Source organism: Erwinia sp. JUb26 (assembly GCF_003751505.1).
GTDB lineage: Bacteria > Pseudomonadota > Gammaproteobacteria > Enterobacterales > Enterobacteriaceae > Erwinia.
This window is the reverse complement of record NZ_RJVB01000002.1, coordinates 230,784-250,133: the sequence shown is the minus strand read 5'-3', so window position 1 is coordinate 250,133 and position 19,350 is coordinate 230,784. Positions and strand designations below refer to the sequence as shown.

The 19,350-nt window shown below is 58.2% G+C and carries 16 protein-coding genes; 8 read left to right on the top strand and 8 right to left on the bottom strand.

Features of this window, described 5'->3' with window-relative positions; genetic code table 11:
- Window positions 1-124 precede the first annotated feature (124 nt).
- The 3 genes from yjiA to EC836_RS06255 form a co-directional block, all read right to left on the bottom strand.
- Window positions 125-1,102, bottom strand: coding sequence for a GTPase (gene yjiA, locus EC836_RS06265; protein ID WP_123331217.1), 978 nt, complete (start codon window positions 1,100-1,102; stop codon window positions 125-127).
- An 11-nt stretch (window positions 1,103-1,113) separates the two neighbouring features.
- Window positions 1,114-1,317 (bottom strand): YbdD/YjiX family protein, encoded by a 204-nt coding sequence (locus tag EC836_RS06260; protein ID WP_105592421.1) that lies wholly within the window; start codon window positions 1,315-1,317, stop codon window positions 1,114-1,116.
- Between the two features lie 75 nt (window positions 1,318-1,392).
- The gene (locus EC836_RS06255) at window positions 1,393-3,546 is read right to left on the bottom strand and encodes a carbon starvation CstA family protein (protein ID WP_123331215.1); all 2,154 of its coding nucleotides are present in this window, start codon (window positions 3,544-3,546) and stop codon (window positions 1,393-1,395) included.
- 365 nt (window positions 3,547-3,911) lie between these two features.
- Here EC836_RS06255 and EC836_RS06250 point away from each other — a divergent pair, with 365 nt between their 5' ends.
- Genes EC836_RS06250 through EC836_RS06240 form a run of 3 tightly spaced genes read left to right on the top strand, consistent with a single transcriptional unit; the run spans window position 3,912 to window position 7,397 of the window.
- Window positions 3,912-4,337, top strand: coding sequence for a GNAT family N-acetyltransferase (locus EC836_RS06250; RefSeq protein ID WP_123331213.1), 426 nt, complete (start codon window positions 3,912-3,914; stop codon window positions 4,335-4,337).
- Between the two features lie 55 nt (window positions 4,338-4,392).
- Window positions 4,393-6,561 carry a hypothetical protein gene (locus EC836_RS06245; RefSeq protein ID WP_370346858.1) on the top strand — a complete coding sequence of 723 codons (2,169 nt, stop codon included), beginning with the start codon at window positions 4,393-4,395 and terminating at the stop codon, window positions 6,559-6,561.
- The gene (locus EC836_RS06240; protein ID WP_233599147.1) at window positions 6,531-7,397 is read left to right on the top strand and encodes a DUF3142 domain-containing protein; all 867 of its coding nucleotides are present in this window, start codon (window positions 6,531-6,533) and stop codon (window positions 7,395-7,397) included. Before EC836_RS06245 ends, EC836_RS06240 begins: the two co-directional genes overlap by 31 nt.
- Here EC836_RS06240 and EC836_RS06235 read toward each other — a convergent pair.
- The 5 genes from EC836_RS06235 to EC836_RS06215 are packed head-to-tail and all read right to left on the bottom strand — an operon-like array spanning window position 7,375 to window position 14,063.
- On the bottom strand, window positions 7,375-9,027 hold the full coding sequence (locus EC836_RS06235) for an ABC transporter ATP-binding protein (RefSeq protein ID WP_123331209.1): 1,653 nt from the start codon (window positions 9,025-9,027) through the stop codon (window positions 7,375-7,377). The genes EC836_RS06240 and EC836_RS06235 overlap by 23 nt on opposite strands.
- Window positions 9,014-10,540, bottom strand: coding sequence for a Sapep family Mn(2+)-dependent dipeptidase (locus tag EC836_RS06230; RefSeq protein ID WP_123331207.1), 1,527 nt, complete (start codon window positions 10,538-10,540; stop codon window positions 9,014-9,016). The genes EC836_RS06235 and EC836_RS06230 overlap by 14 nt, the downstream gene beginning before the upstream one ends.
- Before the next feature lie 26 nt (window positions 10,541-10,566).
- Window positions 10,567-11,454, bottom strand: coding sequence for an ABC transporter permease (locus EC836_RS06225; RefSeq protein ID WP_123331206.1), 888 nt, complete (start codon window positions 11,452-11,454; stop codon window positions 10,567-10,569).
- Window positions 11,451-12,416 carry an ABC transporter permease gene (locus EC836_RS06220; RefSeq protein ID WP_123331204.1) on the bottom strand — a complete coding sequence of 322 codons (966 nt, stop codon included), beginning with the start codon at window positions 12,414-12,416 and terminating at the stop codon, window positions 11,451-11,453. Before EC836_RS06220 ends, EC836_RS06225 begins: the two co-directional genes overlap by 4 nt.
- A 60-nt stretch (window positions 12,417-12,476) precedes the next feature.
- Window positions 12,477-14,063, bottom strand: a complete 1,587-nt coding sequence (locus tag EC836_RS06215; protein WP_123331202.1) for an ABC transporter substrate-binding protein — start codon at window positions 14,061-14,063, stop codon at window positions 12,477-12,479.
- A gap of 502 nt (window positions 14,064-14,565) precedes the next feature.
- Between EC836_RS06215 and EC836_RS06210 the strand changes: the two genes are divergently transcribed.
- The 5 genes from EC836_RS06210 to EC836_RS06190 all read left to right on the top strand — a co-directional run bounded on the left by EC836_RS06210 (window position 14,566) and on the right by EC836_RS06190 (window position 19,350).
- Window positions 14,566-15,192: a helix-turn-helix domain-containing protein gene (locus EC836_RS06210; protein ID WP_123331200.1), complete on the top strand. Its 627-nt coding sequence runs from the start codon at window positions 14,566-14,568 to the stop codon at window positions 15,190-15,192.
- Between the two features lie 370 nt (window positions 15,193-15,562).
- Window positions 15,563-16,027 (top strand): PTS sugar transporter subunit IIA, encoded by a 465-nt coding sequence (locus EC836_RS06205; protein WP_123331198.1) that lies wholly within the window; start codon window positions 15,563-15,565, stop codon window positions 16,025-16,027.
- Between the two features lie 52 nt (window positions 16,028-16,079).
- The gene (locus EC836_RS06200; protein ID WP_105592404.1) at window positions 16,080-16,361 is read left to right on the top strand and encodes a PTS sugar transporter subunit IIB; all 282 of its coding nucleotides are present in this window, start codon (window positions 16,080-16,082) and stop codon (window positions 16,359-16,361) included.
- Between the two features lie 14 nt (window positions 16,362-16,375).
- Window positions 16,376-17,767: a PTS galactitol transporter subunit IIC gene (locus EC836_RS06195; protein ID WP_123331196.1), complete on the top strand. Its 1,392-nt coding sequence runs from the start codon at window positions 16,376-16,378 to the stop codon at window positions 17,765-17,767.
- 86 nt (window positions 17,768-17,853) lie between these two features.
- Window positions 17,854-19,350: an L-fuculokinase gene (locus EC836_RS06190; protein WP_123331194.1), complete on the top strand. Its 1,497-nt coding sequence runs from the start codon at window positions 17,854-17,856 to the stop codon at window positions 19,348-19,350.

Sequence of the window (19,350 nt, the reverse complement as noted above, 5' to 3'; positions counted from 1 at the left end):
GCAGGCAGGCAGGCAGGCAGTGTCAGGTGGCCGGTGCGGAAAAGGCCGTGGAGGGGATGCGCTGCCGTTGCGCGACGGCTAAACCATACCGGTTCGCCGCCGCTATCTGAACAGGATGAAAAGCCTACTGAACAGCGGGCGTGTTCACCTTTAGTCCGTCAAAGGCGGCACGGATCTCCGCTTCCGGCAGGTTCACGCCGATAAACACCAGCGTGCTGTGCGGCTGTTCGTCCGCCTGCCAAGGGCGATCCCAGTCGGCGCTGTAGAGCCGCTGCACGCCCTGGAACAGCAGGCGGCACGGCTGGTCGGCAATCCACAGCATCCCCTTGTAGCGCAGCAGGCTTTCGGCAAAGCTGCCCAGTAGGTTCTCCATGACCGCCGACACGTCACCCAGCACCACCGGGTAGTCAAACTCCACCACGATCGAGGAGATGGCGTTTTGCGCCTCGTGAATGCGCTGGAAGCGCGGTTTGGCGACCACCACCTGCTCCTCCAGCATAAAGCCGCGGGTATCGAACAGCAGGGCGAGGTCGATCTGGCCGTGGACAACCGGATAGATCGGCGCACGGGCGTTGATGCGCTGTAGCCGTTCGGTCAGCGCCGTGGTGTCGCCGGAGACGTCGGTTTTGCTGAGCAGAATGCGGTCCGCGTAGCCGATCTGCGACTGCGCCAGGCTGAACTGGTCTAGCTGCTGGTCGGCATGCACCGCATCCACCAGGGTAATCACCCCGTCCAGCAGATAGCGTTCGCAGATAATCTCGTGGGAGAAAAAGGTTTGCAGGATCGGGCCGGGGTCCGCCATGCCGGTGCATTCAATCACCAGCCGGTCAAAGCTCAGATCGCCGTTGTCCAGGCCGTCGAGCAGATCCAGCAGCGCATCTTCCAGCTCGTTGGAGCGGGTACAGCAGATGCAGCCGTTGGTCAGAGTGGTGATCTGACTGGCGCGATCGCCAATCAGCTGGGTATCGACCGAAACTTCGCCGAACTCGTTTTCAATTACGGCGATTTTGTAGTCCTGCTGTTCGTGCAGGATGTGGCGCAGCAGGGTGGTTTTACCTGCGCCGAGGAAACCGGTTAAAACAGTGACTGCAATCGGGGTCATAATTGTTCCTGTTAACAGCAGCGCATTCCGCCTTTGCCGTCGCCGCCGTAGCGGGCCTGCTGGCGTTCGCGGAAAAATTCCTTATAGGTCATCACCGGTTTGTCCGGGTGATTGGTCTGCATATGCAGGACGTAGGTATCGTAATCGGGGATGCCTACCAGCATTCTTGCCGCCTGACCGAGGTATTTTTTTGCCGCGCCTAAGTTATCAAACATACGCCGCTCCTTAAGCGATCACCCGCCGTCGGGCAGGAGACAGCCCCGCATGGCGGGGCTGAGATTCAGTGATTATCAGTGGCCGGAAGAGACTTTCACCCCTTCTTTCGGCACCGGCACATAAGGCGTTTCGTTGTCGGTGCGCTGGTCCGTCTGGCGCGCCTTCATCCACGCTTTAATGCCGTAGAAGATAATACTGTACACCACAATCAGGAACAGGATACTCAGTCCGGCGTTAGTGTAGTTGTTGATCACAATATGATGCATATTGTCGATCTGCTGCTGGGTCAGCTCGGCACCGCCGGCCTGGATGCGCTCTTTGTACTGCCCGGCCATATAGAAGAAGCCTTCCATCTGCGGGTTGGTGCTGAACAGTTTCAGGCCCAGCGCCCAGGTGGTGCAGATCAGCAGCCAGACGGCGGGCAGCACGGTTACCCAGATATATTTGGTGCGCTTCATTTTCACCAGCACCACGGTCGCCAGCACCAGCGCCACGGCGGCCAGCATCTGGTTGGAGATACCGAACAGCGGCCACAGGCTCTTCACGCCGCCCAGCGGGTCAACTACACCCTGATACAGCAGGTAGCCCCACAGGCCCACGCAGCCCGCGGTACCGATAATCCCCGCCACCAGCGAGTCGGTTTTCTTCAGGAACGGCACGAAGTTGCCCAGCAGATCCTGCAGCATAAAGCGGCCCGAACGCGTACCGGCATCCAGCGCGGTCAGAATAAACAGCGCCTCAAACAGAATACCGAAGTGATACCAGAAGCCCATATCGGCCACCGGCACAATCTTGTGGAAGACGTGAGCGATACCCACCGCCAGCGTTGGTGCACCACCGGCACGGTTCAGCACCGACGGCTCACCGATATCTTTCGCCGTTTGCAGGATCTGATCCGGAGTAATAACAAAGCCCCAGGAGCTGACGGTCGCCGCCGCGTGGGCGGTAACGTCTCTCAACTGCGCCATAATCATCGGCGCGTTCTCACCACCCAGCTCGTGCAGGTTCGGCATGGTGATGCCCAGACCGGCCGGCGGGGTGTTCATCGCGAAGTAGAGGCCCGGTTCGATAATCGACGCCGCTACCAGCGCCATTACCGCCACGAAGGACTCCATCAGCATGGCGCCGTAACCGATAAAGCGCGCATCGGTTTCACAGGCCAGCAGCTTCGGCGTGGTACCGGAAGCAATCAGCGCGTGGAAGCCGGACACCGCGCCGCAGGCGATAGTGATGAACAGGAACGGGAACAGCGCCCCTTTCCACAGCGGTCCGGTACCATCGATATACTGGGTGATGGCCGGCATTTTCAGCTCAGGATTGAGGATGACGATGCCGATGGCCAGGCCAACGATCACCCCGATTTTCAGGAAGGTGGCCAGATAGTCACGCGGTGCCAAAATCAGCCACACCGGCAGCAGAGCGGAAACAAACGCGTAGCCGATCAACGTAAAGGTGATGGTGGTGTCTTTAAAGGTCAGCGCCGGGCCCCAGTACGGATCGTGCGCAATCACGCCGCCGTAATAAATGGAGGCCACCAGCAGCACGATCCCGATCACCGACACTTCGCCCACGCGGCCGGGCCGCAGATAGCGCATATAGATGCCCATAAACAGCGCGATCGGCACCGTCGAACAGACGGTAAATACGCCCCACGGGCTTTCCGCCAGCGCCTTCACGACGATCAGCGCCAGCACGGCGAGGATAATAATCATAATCAGGAAGCAGCCGAACAGCGCAATGGTGCCGGGGACCGGACCCATCTCTTCTTTGATCATCTCGCCGAGCGAAGCGCCGTTACGGCGGGAAGAGATAAACAGCACCATAAAGTCCTGCACCGCACCGGCCAGCACTACGCCCGCCAGCAGCCACAGCACGCCGGGCAGATAGCCCATCTGCGCCGCCAGTACCGGACCGACCAGCGGACCGGCCCCGGCAATCGCCGCAAAATGGTGGCCGAACAGCACGTTGCGGTTAGTCGGCACGTAGTTCAGGCCGTCGTTGTTGATCACCGCAGGTGTGGAGCGCGTTGGATCGAGCTTCATCACCTTCTGGGCGATATACAGACTGTAGTAGCGGTAGGCGACAAGATAGACCGACACGGAAGCCACGACGATCCACAGCGCGCTGATGTGCTCACCGCGCCGCAGGGCGACAACGGCCAGACAGCACGCCCCGATGATTCCAAGAATCATCCAGGGAATGTGCTTGAATAATGAGTTTTTATTCATAGTAAACCTGGTTTTTTTATCATTGAAGAAAGAATCCCAGCGTCCGGGCTGAGGGACCGAATGTGTTCTTGAAGGGCACAGATTTATGCTGGGTATATGGTGGCAATTTTTCCCCCTGAGCGGTGGAAAGAGTGGTTAAGCGGTCATATGCCGCATTGAACGGTAGCGGGAAGGGATGAGCGGTTTCGTCCTGAGGCTAACCCACTGAATTATGTGATACAGATCTCGCTGGCGGCGGGAGCGGCGCGGCTTCATGCGGATGTCACCCGCGGAGACTAATCTGACCGACGTTGCTAAGCGGAAATAACTGGCTTAAGGTGATGTTTCGCAAAGATATGTCTAATCTAACAGGGGACGACAGGGCTATGGAAAACGACGCAGATATTATTTATCGGGTGAATTATCCGATCGCTTCGCAGCAGTTTATCGATCTGCTGAGCGAAACCTCGTTAGGCGCAAGAAGGCCGCTGGCGGATGCCGAGCGCATTGCAAAGATGCTGAAGCATGCCAACCTGACGGTGACCGCGTGGCAGGGTGAGGCGCTGGTGGGCGTGGCCCGTTCGGTGACGGATTTCACCTTCTGCTGCTACCTGTCCGATCTTGCCGTTTCCGAAAAGGTGCAGAAGGGCGGCATCGGCAAGGCGCTGATTGCCGAAACCTGTCGCCAGCTTGATCCCGCCTGTCGCCTGATCCTGGTGGCTGCGCCGCTGGCCGAAGGCTACTATCCGAAAATCGGCATGGAGCATCATCATAGCGCCTGGACCATTAAGGCCGGCGAGTTTCCGGCTTAAGTTCGTACTACTCTTCAGGATGATCATGCGTGATTTCGCAGGAAAGGAGCCGACAGTGAAACAAAACAGAGTGATGGGTTGGATGCTGGCCGCAGGCGGCATCAGTTTGTTCAGTACGTTGGCGCAGGCGTCGTCGGATATGGGAAGCTGCCCGTGGAGCGCAAAGGGCTGCCTGATTAGCAGCCCGCCGGTGCTCGATATTGGTAACGACACGCGCGATAACCTGCTGCGGCTGCTGGGCGAAAAAAAAGCCTTCGTGCTGCCGGTGCAGCCGGATTCCGTCGATGTTGTTCACAGCCGCAGCTACTATTTTGCGCCGCATTTATCGGAATGGTATGAGCACATGCAGGATGAGGCGGCGCAGGATGCCTCGGTGGCTGAGCTGCCGCTGACCATGCAGGCGCGGCAGATCGGCGTGGATGAAGGGCTGCTGGACGGCTTCCGCCAGCAGAATGACGGCCTGGAAGATCGCCACGTATCCAACACGCTCGACTCCGTCGAACAGTTCTATCGCGCGCTGCTGGCGGAAACCGCGCTGACGACTGAACAGCGTCAGTCGCTGGCACTGGCGCGGCTGAAGGTCAACGGCAGCGCGGAGGCGCAGGCTGAGATCGCCGCGCTCGCCTTCCCGGAAAATTCCGCCGCCGCGCAGTTTCAGCACTACCTTCTGGCGGCAAACCAGTTCTACGCCGGGGACTATGCGACGGCGGCCACCGCGTTCACCACGCTGAGTGCAGGCCAGCAGCCGTGGCTGGCTGAAACGGCCACCTATATGCTGATGCGCACCGGTCTTAACCGCAGCAGCGCCAACGCCAGCGGCATGTACGGCGATTTTGATGTGAAAAACATTGATAAAGCCGCCGCCACGGAGGCGTTAAACCAGGCGCAGGCCTATCTGCAAAAATGGCCGGACGGGCTGTATGCCGGGTCGGCACGCGGCATGCTCAGGCGCATCAACTGGTATCTGGAGGGCTGGGACTTGCTGGCGAAGGAGTCCGAGCAGGCGCTGAAGCAGGCGGGCAGCGTGGAGTCGCTGATTTCGCTGGTGGCGGAAATCGACGACAAGCTGCTGAGCAAGGATCTGACCCGCAACGAGGCGTACTTCCTCAACGCGCCGGAAGCGCCGCTGCTGACCTTTACCCAGACGCTGCGCCTGATGCGCAGCACGGAATGCGACGGCAAAGCGCCCTGCGTGGACGCGGCCTATCTTGAGCAGATCAAACCGATTTTTGAAAAGGGCCAGCAGCTGCCGCTGTGGCAGTATCTGACCCTGCTGCTGGCGGAACAAAAGCAGGATTACGCCACCGTGCTTGGGGCGATTAAACCGGCGGAATCTCTACCCGAGCATGACATTCTGGCCTTCAGCAATCAGGTGCTGTACGGCGACGTGCTGATGGATCAGAAGAACTGGGCTGCTGCACGCCAGCACTGGCTGCATCTGCTGACCATTGCCAAAGATAAAGAGCAGCAGCAGATGCTGCAGGCCATGCTGGCGGCAACGTTGGTCAGCAGCGGCCAGGCAGGGCAGATTTTCGCCGCCGGCAGCCAGGTGACCAACCTGCGCTACCGCGCGCTGGTGCTGAAAAAGCTGGCGACGCCCGACCTGCTGCGCCAGCAGGTAAAAGAGGGCACAGGCAATGAAGAGAAGACCATCGCGCTGCACACCCTGCTGGTCAAAGACCTGATCGCCGGGCGCTACGGCGAGTGGCTGCAGGATAAAAATCTGGCCAGTCACATCACGCAGCCGCTTATCGATAACAGTTTCTCAGACGTCGATCTGACGGTATTTGACTGGACGGGCGAAAAGGCCGAGCCGGGCTATCGCTGCGCCTCGCTGGAGCAGACGGTGACCACGCTGAACGCCCGTGCGGACGACGCCCACGCCCTGAACTGCCTCGGCGAGTTTTTCCGCACCACGCAGGCGAAGGTGGATAGCTGGCCGGAAGAGGACGGGACGCTGGCGCTGGGTGGCGCCGTGGGTAACGGCAGCGGCGGCACGCCAAATCGTCAGGCGTACTACACGCAGGTGATTCAGGATCCGCGTGCGGAACCGGAAGATAAAAGCTTTGCGCTGTATCGCGCGGTGATGTGCTATGCGCCGTCGGGCTACAACGACTGCGGCGGCAAAGAGGCTGAACCGGCGGCACGCAAGGCCTGGTTTAACCGACTGAAAGCGGATTATCGGGGCGGGCCATGGGCGCAGCGGCTCAAATACTACTGGTAATGATGCTGTGCGGCCTGGCGGCGGTTCGCAGTGTCAGCGCGAACGATCGTGTCGATGCCAGGTGGGCAAATCCGGGTGCCGTTGCGAATAATAACGCGGGTGTGATTCGCGCTGATGGTCGGCCAGATAAACCTCTTGCTGCCAGCCCCCGTTCGGCTGGCGTCATCGTTTCATCGGCCGACAGCCATCGCGTACGCGCCGCCGGTCACCGAGCGTTCTGGCTGTGGTCCGGGGTCGGCAGCTCGGCGGAGATGCGCGGGGCGGAAGTGGTGTATCTGCATCAGGGCGAAGTGAATCTGTATCGCGGCAGGCCGGTATTCGAAAGGGTGGGCCTGCCGGTCAGCAGGCTGACCTTTCCCCGCATCTGGCTAACCGTGCGTTTAACCACGCTGGAGATGCCGGATGACATCGCGGCAAGAATTATTGGCCTGATGGCGCGCTGGAGCCAGAGCGGTAATCACGTCGTCGGCCTGCAAATCGATTTTGATGCGGCAACGCGCCGCCTGGGGGATTACGCGCAGTTCCTGACCAGTCTGAGGGAAAAGCTGCCGCGAGAGTATGCGCTGGGCGTCACCGGGCTGCTCGACTGGGCCAGCACCGGGGATATCGCCACGCTGAATCGCCTGCCGGTGGATGAGCTGGTGGTGCAGACCTATCAGGGGCGGCACAGCGTACAGGGCTATGCCCGCTATCTGCCTGCGTTGCAAAAGCTGGCGATCCCGTTCCGCATCGGGCTGGTTCAGCACGGTGAATGGGATCCTCGCTACGCGCGCACGCTTTCCGCCTCCCGCTGGTATCGCGGAACGGTGGTATTTATGCTGCGCCCCGGGCGCTAGCGCGCAGCTGCCGTTTATCCTGCTGATAGCGCGGGTCGGCCAGCGGAATACTGTCGATCAGCGTGCGCGTATAGTCGCTCTCCGGCCGCGTGAAGATGCGTTCCACGCTGCCCTGTTCGGCCACCTGGCCATTTTTCAATACGACGATTGACTGGCACAGGCTACGCACCACCGCCAGATCGTGGCTGATAAACAGGCAGGCAAACTGATATTCCTGCTGCAAATTGCGCAGTAGGGTGAGGATCGCCTGCTGGATGGAGACATCCAGCGCCGAAGTCGGCTCGTCGGCGATCAGCAGCTGTGGGCGTAGCGCAATCGCCCGCGCAATAGCTATGCGCTGGCACTGGCCGCCGGAAAGCTCATAGGGATATCTTTCCCGCCACGCGGCGGGTAAACCGACCAGGTCGATCAGCGTGGCCACCCGCGAGTTAACTGCGGAGCGATCCAGCGAGGTATGGGTTATCAGCGGCTCGGCAATCGACTGGCCGATGTTCATTCGTGGATTCAGCGAGCTTATAGGGTTCTGGAAGATTGCCCCTATTTTTGCCCGGCTGGCCTTCGTGGTGCGGTGTTTCGCAGCGTAAAGCGGCTCGCCCGCCAGACGAATCATCCCCCCGTCCGGTTTGATCATGCCCAGCAGGCTGCGGCCAATGGTGGTTTTCCCCGAGCCGGATTCACCCAGTAGACCGAGAAACTCCCCCTTGCCGATAGCAAAAGAGATATCGTTAACCACCGGAAGCCGCCTGCCCAGCGTGGACGCGTAGCTGATGCTCAAATGCTCAACCTCCAGCAGCGGCTCTGGCGGCGGGATGTCGGTGAGGCTTCCTCCCGCCGGAGAAGGAACGGCGGCCAGCAGCTGTTGGGTATAGGCGTGAGCGGGCGTAGAAAACAGCGCATCCACGGCGTTCTGCTCGACGATCCTGCCGTGGCGCATCACCAGCACGCGGTGGGCGATATCCGCCACCACGCCCATATCGTGGGTGATCAGCAGTACCGCCATCTGATACCGCTGATTCAGGCGAAACAGCAGATCGAGGATCTCCTGCTGGGTGGTGACATCCAGCGCGGTGGTCGGCTCATCGGCAATCAGAATTTTCGGCCTGCCTGCCAGCGCAATGGCAATCATAATCCGCTGTATCTGCCCACCGGAGAACTGGTGAGGATAGCCACGCAGGCGCTTTTCCGCCTGCGGGATTCCGGTCAGGGTCAGCAGTTCAACCGCCCGAGCGCGGCGCTGTGCGGCGGTAAGCTGCGGTTCATACAGCGCTATCGCCTCGTCCATCTGCCTGCCGATGGAAAAAACCGGATCCAGCGACGCGGTGGGATCCTGGAAGATCATGGCAATCTCCCGTCCGCGTAGTGTCGCCAGCGATCGGCGATCCCGCTTCAGCAGGTCGCGATCCTGATAAATGATCTGCCCTGCCAGGCGCGCATTCCCCGGTAGCAGGCCGGGAATGGCCTGCGCAATCGCGGATTTACCCGCGCCGGATTCCCCGATCACCGCCAGCATTTCACCGGCGGCCAGGGTAAACGACACGCCGTCCACCGCTTTCACCTCGCCCTGATGGCCCGGATAGATGACCGACAGATGATTAACGGCTAACAGCGGCGCGGCGTTAGCGGACGTCATCAATCAGTCCCTGTTCCACCCAGCGGTCCAGGCGCGGCACGGCAACGGCATAGACCTTAAACGCGCGTCTGAGGTTTTCAATCACCACAAATTCGTCCGGGCCGTGCGGAGAACCGTGGCCGGCAGGAATAAAGTCCGGCCGGGTGCGCACCGACTCGCCCTGGAACAGCTCGCCATCAATACGGCGGAATCCCGGCCCGAAAGTGATCGAATTCGGCAGGTAACGCGCGTGGGTGCCGCCGCCCATTGAGTAAGGCTCGGTAATCACCTCGGCGATGCTGTCGTAGGTTTGCTGCAGGCGTTTCACCAGCTCGCTCTCTTTATCAACGTGGATCGGCGAGGCGTCGCTGGTAATGAGCAGGGAGCCGTTCAGCGGCGCAATCGCCTCGCGCAGGGTAGCCAGCAGCGCCTCTTTGTTGGTCGCCAGCGGATAGCGAATATCCAGATGCAGATTCAGACCGTTGTGATGCGGGATCAGCAGGCCGCCGTTAAGGGTCAGCTTGCCGGTTGGCGCATCTTCGGCGGCGAAACCGGCGCTGATGCCCCAGGGATCGGCCAGCAGCTGGCTGATAATCTGCGCGGCGGTCAAATCGTCGCCTTCCAGCAGCCTGGCGCTAATCAGCGCATCCAGCAGCAGCGGAATGGCATTGCGGGTATTTTCCGGGAATGCCGCATGGCCGGACTGGCCGCGGGCCGTCAGCTGTACGCCCTGCTTAACGGCGGTAATTGCCAGCACCTGGCGCTGTTCTTCCGGCAGGGCGGCAATCGCCTGCTCCAGCCGCGCGGCCTCGCTGGCGGGCAACGTCAGCGTTGCCGTCGCGGGGACGGCATTCTCCGCAACGCCCGCATTCACGCCGGTCAGCGTTGAACCCACCGGGATATGCAGCACCAGATTCAGCCCGCCTTTCTGCGCGTGGTTCACCGGGAACGCGCCGTCGGTAATGATCGAAAAACGCGGAACCGGGCCGTGTTCGGCGAAGTATTTAATGTCCGCCATGCCGATCTCTTCCGCTCCGCCGTAGACGATGCGCAGTTTGTGATTCAGCGGCACGCCGAGATCGCGGAAGGCGCGCAGCAGATAGAGGTCCAGCAGCGCGGGGCCTTTGTTGTCCGAGGAGCCACGGCCAATCACAAAGCCGTCTTTCTCAAACGGCTTAAACGGCTCGAAGGTCCAGTTATCCCCCGGCGGCACCACGTCGAGATGGGAAATCAACCCCAGCTCCGGCACGCCTTCGCGCGTGTCGGACAGCACCGAAATGGCGTAGCCGTCGTGCTGTTCGGTGGTGAAGCCGTAGCTCTGCGCCTTGCGGATCACGTGCTGGAACACATCCTCCACCGGCTGACCAAAGGGTTTACCCGGCTCGGCAAGCTTCTCATCTCCAATACTGGGGAAGGCGACCAGCTCCAGCAGGTCCTGTACGAACTCCGCGCGATGCTGCTCAAACCAGCGTTCCAGTTTCTCGGTCAGCGCCAGTTCGTCCTGGCTCAAACGGTCGTAGTTTTCAGTCGCCATTACACACTCCTGTTAGGGGAAACGGTCTAATTCAAGATGTCTTTGACCGGCACCGCCGGTCGTGGATTCAGCACGCGGGAAAGCCCCTCGCCGATAAAGTTGATTGCCAGCACCATCAGCACGATGGTCAGGCCGGGCGGCACCCACAGCCACCACTCGTAGTCGATAACCCGGATGCTCTGCGCGGCCGCCAGCATATTCCCCCACGAGGGCTGCGGTTGCTTGACGCCGAGGCCGATAAAGCTCAGCGCGGCTTCCGCCAGAATCGCATTCGCCACGGCGAGGGTGAGGTTGATAATCAGCGGAGCGTAGGCGTTACGCAGCAGATGGCGGAAAACAATCGTGACGCCGCTGACGCCGATCGCTTTCGCGGCAAAGACGTAGCCACTTTCGCGCAGTGAGAGGAATTCCGCCCGCACCAGGCGGGCAATGCCGGTCCACTGCAGGATGCCGATAATAAAAATCACGTTCCACGAGCTGGCACCCATAATCGCCGCCAGGGTGATGGCGATGGCATAAAACGGGAAGCACATAATGATGTCGGTCAGACGCATGATCAGCGTATCCACCGCGCCGCCGCGATAACCGGCCAGGCTGCCCAGCGTAATACCGATGACGCCCTGAAAAATCACCGCGGCAAGCGCCACAAACAGCGACACTCTGCCGCCGTACAGCAGGCGGGACAGCACGTCGCGGCCAATTTCATCGGTGCCGAGCAGGTGCCCGTCCCCCGGCGGGGCTTCAATCGCCATCAGATCGATATCATCAGGATGGAAAGCGACCAGCCACGGGGCGCTGAGCGAAGCCAGAGTCAGCAGCAGCAGAATCACCAGCCCGGTGAGGAAATAGCGATCGCGCAGCAGAGGATGGCCTGCGTGGCGCGCGGTCAGATTGAGGGTATCCGGGGTGGTCATTGGCTGAGCCTTACGCGGGGATCGACCAGCGCATAGAGAATATCGACCAGGAAGTTGGTCACCAGGGTGATCACCGCCAGAAACAGCACGATGCCCATCAGCAGCGAGTAGTCGCGGGCCTGGATCGCATCAAAGCTCAGGCGGCCAATACCGGGCCAGTTGAAGATAATTTCCGTCAGCAGGGTGGCCGACAGCAGCGAGGGGATTTCCATGCCGACCACGGTAATCAGCGGCCGGGCGGCGTTTTTAACCAGATGGGGGAAGATCACCCGCGAGCGGCTGATCCCGCGGGCAAACAGCGCCTTGACGAAGTTCTGATTGATCAGCTCGCTGATGCCCGAACGCAGATAGCGGCTGAAAATGCCGATATTGGCGACGGCCAGCGCCAGCGCGGGCAGGAACAGATGACTGAGCACGTCCAGCAGGTGCTGAACGCCGCTGTAGCTGCTGCCCAGCGTGGTTGCCCCCGATACCGGGAACCACTTTAAATTCATGGCAAAAACCTTGACCAGCAGGATGGCGATAAAAAACACCGGGATGGACACCACGACGAAATAGACCAGTGAAACGGCACTATCCACCTTTCCGCCACGATGCAGGCCGAGGTAGATGCCCAGCGGAAAGGCGACCAGCAGGGTGATAAACAGCGAGCTTGCTGCCAGCAGCACCGTATTCACCACCCGTTCCTGAATCAGCATCAGCACCGGCGCGCCGCTCTGCGTCGAGTAGCCAAAATCACCGACAAAGGCGTGCGACGCCCAGCGCAGGTACTGCATCCAGATCGGATCGAGGTAGCCCGCCTGACGCAGCAGTTCCTGCTTCTGTTCCGGGGTGGTTTCCGGGGCGATCATGCCGACAAACGGATCGCCCGGCTGGAGCTTAATGAGGAAGAACACCACGATCGAAATCCCGATCAGTACGGGAATAAGGATCAGTATTCGGTGTAGCACATAGCGCAGCATGGCAATTCCTGATTCACGATGAGGCCGTGGCGTTCAGCGCCACGGCTGCGGCTGGCGTTATTACTGATTAACCGTCCACTGCGTGACGTCGGCAAACGGCTCGTAGGGATAGGCGCTGTAGTGGTTGACCCGCTTGCTGAGCGCGTAGCCCTGATTCGGGATATACAGCCACACGTGCGGCACCTGATGATTGACCTCCTTCAGCCAGCCGCCGATGCTGGTTTTCAACTTTTCCGCATCCACCGTGGTATTAAACTGCTCGGCGAGGCCATCCAGCTTCGGCGTGGAGAAGCGCTCCCACCAGAAGTTGTTTTCATACAGCCCAGGCCGGAAGGTGCCGCCCATCAGCACGCCGTCGTAGACTTTGTTTTTATCCTGCAGAATGGCCAGCGTGGCATTAAAGTCCGCCACGTTCAGCACCACGTTGATGCCGATCTTTTTCAGGTTCTGCTGGATAATCGGCGCAGTTAATTCGCGGGTACGGTTGCCGGTTGGATAATTCAGGGTGAAGGTCAGGTTCTGGCCGTTTTTGTCCACGATGCCGTCGCCGTTGGTATCGCTCCAGCCCGCTTCTTTTAATAACGCCTGCGCCTTTTGCGGGTCGTAAACGTAGTTGTTGAGATCGTTTGGATAATACTGGCTCTGCGGATGATCTTTGGTATTGAATACCCGGCCGTGGCCAAACAGTAATTTATCCACAATCAGCTGACGGTCGATGCCGTAAGCCAGAGCCTGACGCACGCGCGGATCGCTCAGATTAGGATTACGCGTATCCAGAGTTAAATACTGGGCGGTCACACCTGGCTGCTCAACAATGCGGATGCCTGCTTTCTGATAAGTCTCCACGTCGCGTTTATTCCACGACGACAGTTCGGCAATATCTACATCGCCGTTGATTAATTCATTCTGTACCGTCTGGGCGTTGGAGACTTTAAATATAAAGGTTTTAATCTTTGGTGCACCGCCGAAATAGTCGTCGTTACGCTCCAGTTTGACGTACTGATCGGAGACAAATTCGACGAACTTATACGGCCCGGTGCCGACCGGATTACGCAGCAGCGCGGTGGCGGTATTCCACGCCTTAACCGGGATCGTATTCCAGATATGCTTTGCCAGCACCGGACGATCGGCGAAGTGGGCGAAGGCGGCGGCGTAAGGCGCGGTAAAGGAGAAGCTCACCGTGTGCGCATCGATGACCTTGATGCCGGCAAGATCGGCACTTTTACCGCTGTGATAATCCTCATAGCCGACCAGATGCTTAACGAAATCCGGCTGGTCGCGCGGGAAATCAGGCGCGGCCTCCGAACCGTAGGTAAAGGCGACATCCTCGGCGGTAAACGGTTTGCCGTCGTGCCACTTCACGCCCTGACGCAGATGCAGCGTCAGCGTTTTACCGTCGTCAGAATAATCATAGCGTTCGGCCAGCGACGGCTGCGGATTCTGCTTTTGGTCGAGAGTAAACAAGCGGCCGTAAACGTTAAAAATCACCGCGCGATCGTAATCGGTGAAATAGAGCGTTGGGTTAAAGGTGCCGTTCGGATTGCTCCAGATGGCGTAGCGGATCACGCTGTTATCACTGGCGGCGGAGGCGCTGAATGCGCTTATTCCCATAGCGGCAAGAAGAATGGCTTTTGATAATGCTTTCATGACGACCCCGGATAAGATTATTTATTATTTTCTTTTCAATAAGGTGAAAATTCCCATCACTGGGAATGAAATAAGAAGAGCGACTTTACATCGGCGGGTTGCCGTTAATTCCTTTGTCAAATGAGGAATGGTGAAACTCCTGAATAAGATGCATAAAAACAACGTGCTGTAATGAAAGCTAACAGACGGGAGGGAGGCAAGCAAATGCGGAAATAGGCTTAAAATATCTGATTACGGTATTAGGGATGTAAACGATCTGCCCTGATTCTTTCCCCTTAACAAAAAATTCTTTAAATCGCTGTTTGTAGTCAACCGGGAAATCTAATCCGCCAACTACATGATGAATGATGAATGATGAATGAATATTAAAACGGTTATTGGTCGGAGATACCCCACGGCGTCAGCGGTCAGGTAGCCTCAGCGTCAGATTGGCTTTCGCTAACAACCCACTGTTGCTAAAGTAAACAACCGATGCTGAAACGTAGCCAGAAGGGAATTCAGGGTGGCCGAAAGAATTGATTATCAGATTGAAAAATACAGCTTCACCGAGCTGAACGAGCCCGCGCAGATTACGCAGCAGTGGGCTGAGGTCACTGAACAATGCCGTGAGGCACACGCCGGGGTTGAGGCGCGCCTGCGCCTCGCCCTGCAGAACGTGGACTACGTTACCAGCTTCGAACTGCCGTTTCGGCTGCTGCTGATCCGTGCCCCGCAGCTGATTGCCAGCGCGCGCGATGAGATGCCCGTCCGGCAGAAAAACGTGATTTTCAACGGCAAGCGCTTTGGCTGTGTTTATAGTCTGAACACCGAGCTGAGCGCGATCCCCGATGAGTTTCAGTACCGACTATCTACTCGCATCCGGCGAGTGGATGCCGCAGGCAATTCGGCAGCCCCCTTCCAGCAAATAGCCAAAGAGACCAAAGCGCCGCGCGATCGTCTGCGGACCGCGCTGGAAAACGGACTACAGGTGACGGTGCTGGACGGCATGTTCTGGTTCGGCATTCAGCGTATGGCGGCGGATATTCAGCGGCTGAGAAAGAGCGGGATGAGGATTGCGACGGCGGAAACGGAGGTCTTCGACACCCTGACCGGCACGCTGCGGCGGGTGCCGGTGTATCGGGCGGGCTGAACAGCTCCATCTCACCCTGATTTCCCATCCCCCGGTCGGTGATTCCGGCTGGGATTCGCTCGGTCAAATCCTCCCTCCATCGCGTTCCGGTTGTACAATTCAAGGTGAGTGTCATCCCCGGCTTCCTCGGCCATTCTGCTTTTCTTACTTAATTTCATCGGCTTAAACGGAACTTTGCCTCAGCTGCAATCGGCGGCTGCTTTTATTTGTGTGAGCAAAAGCACAAATCTAACGCGAGCAGATTGCTCAGTGGCGGGTGACAGGAGTAGGGTTCAATCCAAGTTGAACATAGTTGTACATAGACAACCATGCCTGACACTGGTCACGATGCGTCAGGCAATTCGTTAAATTCGAAGGACAGGGTAACAACATGCCATTAAATACATCACTCGACAGCGAGCTGATCCACCTGCATCTGGCCCCGACGGATCGCAACGCGCTTTTTGGCCGCATCACCGACCAGCTGATCGCCAAAGGGATCGTGGAAGAGAGTTACCGTGAAGCGCTGGTGTTACGTGAGCTGAACCATCCAACGGCGATGCAGCTGGAAACCATGGGCGTGGCCATTCCACACGTTGACGTGGAGCACGTTCGTGAAGAGCGGCTGGTGGTGGTGACCTGCCCGGAAGGGATTGAGTTCAACCAGGCAGAAGATCCTGACCTGACGATGAAGGTGAACGTCATTTTCTTCCTGCTGCTGAAAGAGAAAGATGCGCACCTTGAATTCCTGATGAAGCTGATTTCGCTGTTCCAAAAAACCGGCGAGATGAACAGGCTACTCGGCACCGCCTCCCGCGAGGAAGTGATGCAGATACTGAAAACGAATCTCGACTGATTACTGTACCCCCAGTGCTTTGCAAGCTCGATTACCTATAACGGAGTCTGATATGAATAAGAAAATTATCTTCGCCTGTACCAGTGGGATTGCGACCTCTGCCGTTGCCACCGAAAAAGTGGTGACCTACTGCAAAGAGCAGGGCATTAACGTTGAGCCGATCCAGTCCAACATTGGCACTATCGGTTCGCAGGACGGCATGGCCGACCTGATCATCGTGACTTCGGCGGTGAAAACCGCGCTGCAAACGCCGGTGCTGAACGGCCTGCCGCTGCTGACCGGTTTCGGTGAAGAAGAGCTCCTCGAAAAAATCGTTTCAATTCTGAAAAAATAACCGAGGACAGGCTGATGCTCGAAACTCTCTACGGCGGGATTCAATATTTACTGGGGCTGGGCCCCACGATAATGCTGCCAATCATTATCTTTATCATGGGCCTGTGCCTCGGTGCAGGATTCAGCAAAGCGCTGCGTTCGGCGCTGACCATCGGCATGGGCTTTATCGGTATTTTCCTGGTCTTCGGACTGCTGTTGGACAACCTCGGTCCCGCAGCCAAAGACATGGTCAGACACACCGGGATCAACCTGCCGGTTGTCGATCTGGGCTGGACGCCGCTGGCGGCAATTGCATGGGCATCTCAGGTTGCACCGTTCGTGGTGCCGCTGACCATCGGTATTAACGTGCTGATGCTGACGCTGAAATGGACCCGTACGGTGAACATCGACGTCTGGAACTTCTGGCACTTCTCGATGGTTGGCGCGATGGTCTACAACGTCACCGGCAGCTTTATGTTTGGCCTGCTGATCGCCGGTGTGACCTCGATCATCACGCTGCTGCTGGCCGACTGGTGTGCACCGATGATCCAGAAGTACTTCAATCTGCCGGGAATTTCACTGCCGACGCTGTCCTCGGCCATCTTCTTCCCGTTCGGTCTGCTGGGTAACCTGATCCTGGATAAGATCCCGGGGATCAACAAACTGAATGCGGATGCGGATGCGATTCAGAAGCGCTTTGGCATCTTCGGTGAGCCGATGATGCTGGGGGTGATTCTGGGGGCGGGTATTGGCCTGCTGGCACGCTACGACTTTAAGGGCGTGTTGACCCTGGCGATGAGCCTTGGCGCGGTGATGCTGATTATGCCACGCATGGTAAAGCTGCTGATGGAAGGCCTGCTGCCTCTGTCGGACGCGGTTAAAAAGTTCCTGCGTAAGAAGTACCCGGATCGTGATGACCTTTATATCGGCCTGGATATCGCCGTCGCCGTCGGCCATCCGTCAGTGCTCTCCACCGCGCTGCTGCTGATTCCGGTTGGGGTGCTGCTGGCCGTGGTGCTGCCGGGTAACCGCCTGCTGCCGCTGGGTGACCTGGCAAATATCTGGGTACCGATTTCGATGGTGGTGCTGGCGTGCCGTGGCAATATCGCACGTGCCTTTATTCTGGGCATTCCGCTGCTGACGGTGAATCTGTACGTTGCCTCCGCTGCGGCGCCTATTTTGACCGCCGTCGCGAAAAGCATTCACTTCCCGATGAATACGGACAGTGAAATCTCCAGCCTGCTGGACGGCGGTAACCCGTTCCGCTTCTGGATGGTGAAGATATTCGAAGGCAATCTGATTGCTCTGGGCCTTATCCCGGTTATTTTCATCACCTGCATGCTGCTGTATCGCATGACCACCAAACAGATTCAGCGTGAAGAAATGGCAGAGAACGCGGCGAACGAACAGGCTGCAGTATCTAAATAAGCACATTCACGATTAAAAGGGAAAGGCTGAGTGGTATTTCCCTCTTTTATAAACATTGAAGTTATTCCCTTGCAGAGGGGAGAGATATGTACGCAATTGGCATAGACGTTGGAACAACAAACTGCAAGGTCTGTTTATATCGCATAGCAGGTCTTGATCTGATAAAAAAACACAGTTTCATTACGCCAAAAAAAATAACGGAATACGGCAGTGATTTCGATATTAATGAACTGTGGCAGGGTATTGTTGAGGGATTAGGCAATATCGCTAAAGCCGTAAAAGATCCTGAAAATATCGTCAGTATTTCAGTCGCCAGTGTAGGTGAGGCAGGCATATTACTGGATACCGCAGACAATGTTATTGGCCCGGTGATGACCTGGTACGATACCCGCGCCCAGCCGCAGCTGGCCCGGATCGTCAGCCGTATCAGCGAAAGCCGCCTGTACGAAATAACCGGTATTCCCGCGCACAGCAATTACAGCCTGAATAAAATTCTCTGGCTGATGGACCACGCCGGTGAGCAGCAGCCTGCAGCCTGGCTGTGCATGGCGGAATATATTGCGTTCCGCCTGAGCGGTGTGAAACGTGCGGAATACTCGCTTGCCTCTCGTACACTGGCCTTTGATATCAGCCGCAGTGGCTGGTCGGAGGAAATCTGTTCGGCGCTGGATATTCCGCTGTCGCTCTTCAGCCCGCTGGTGATGGCGGGAGAGCCGACCGGTGAGCTGCTCGCCGAACTGAGTGAACTGACCGGTATTGCCCGCAGCGCGAAGATTTCAATTGCCGGGCACGACCATATGGTGGGATCCGTCGCCGTCGGGATTTCTGACGAAGATCAGATCCTTAACTCTACCGGTACCACCGAAGGGCTGCTGGTGGTGCGCAAGCAGCCGTCGGCAACCGAAGCCTATTATCAGTCGCGCGTGTCCAACGGCCATCACGTACTGCGGGATGCTTACACGCTTTACGCCTCGCTGCCGTCGGCGGGCTTCGCAATTGAATGGTTCAACCGCCTGTTCAACCTCAAACCTGCGGATTTCAACTGCATGACCAGCTGGCTGATGAATAAAGGCGCGGCGGAATCGCCAACGGACAGCTTCCTGATCCCCCATCTGCGCGGCAGCGGGCCGCCGAAAAGAAGCATCCACGCTAAAGGGCTGGTGTACGGCGTGGAGGATCAGACGGATTCGGAAGCCTTCCTGAAAGCGGTGTTTCACGGTCTGTGCTATGAGCTTCGGCAACTGCTGGAAACCTACGAAACGCTGACCGGCAGCCACTGGAAATCGATCGTGGTGATCGGGGCAGCCTGCCAGAATCCCTATTGGCTGCAGCTGAAGTCTACGATACTGAATCGTGAGATCGTTGCCTGCAAACTCCCCGAGGCGGTGAGCCGGGGCGCGGCGCTGCTGGGGGCGAGAGGGGCCGGGTTCCAGACCGGAGACATTACGCTGTCGGAGGATCTTCTGGTGCGCTATCAGCCACATGAAACCTCCGGCAGGGGCTTCGACAGGGTATATCAGCAGATATACAAGCACCTGTACGCCAGCAAAATCCAGATTGAAAATCAGCTAAACAGGACGTAA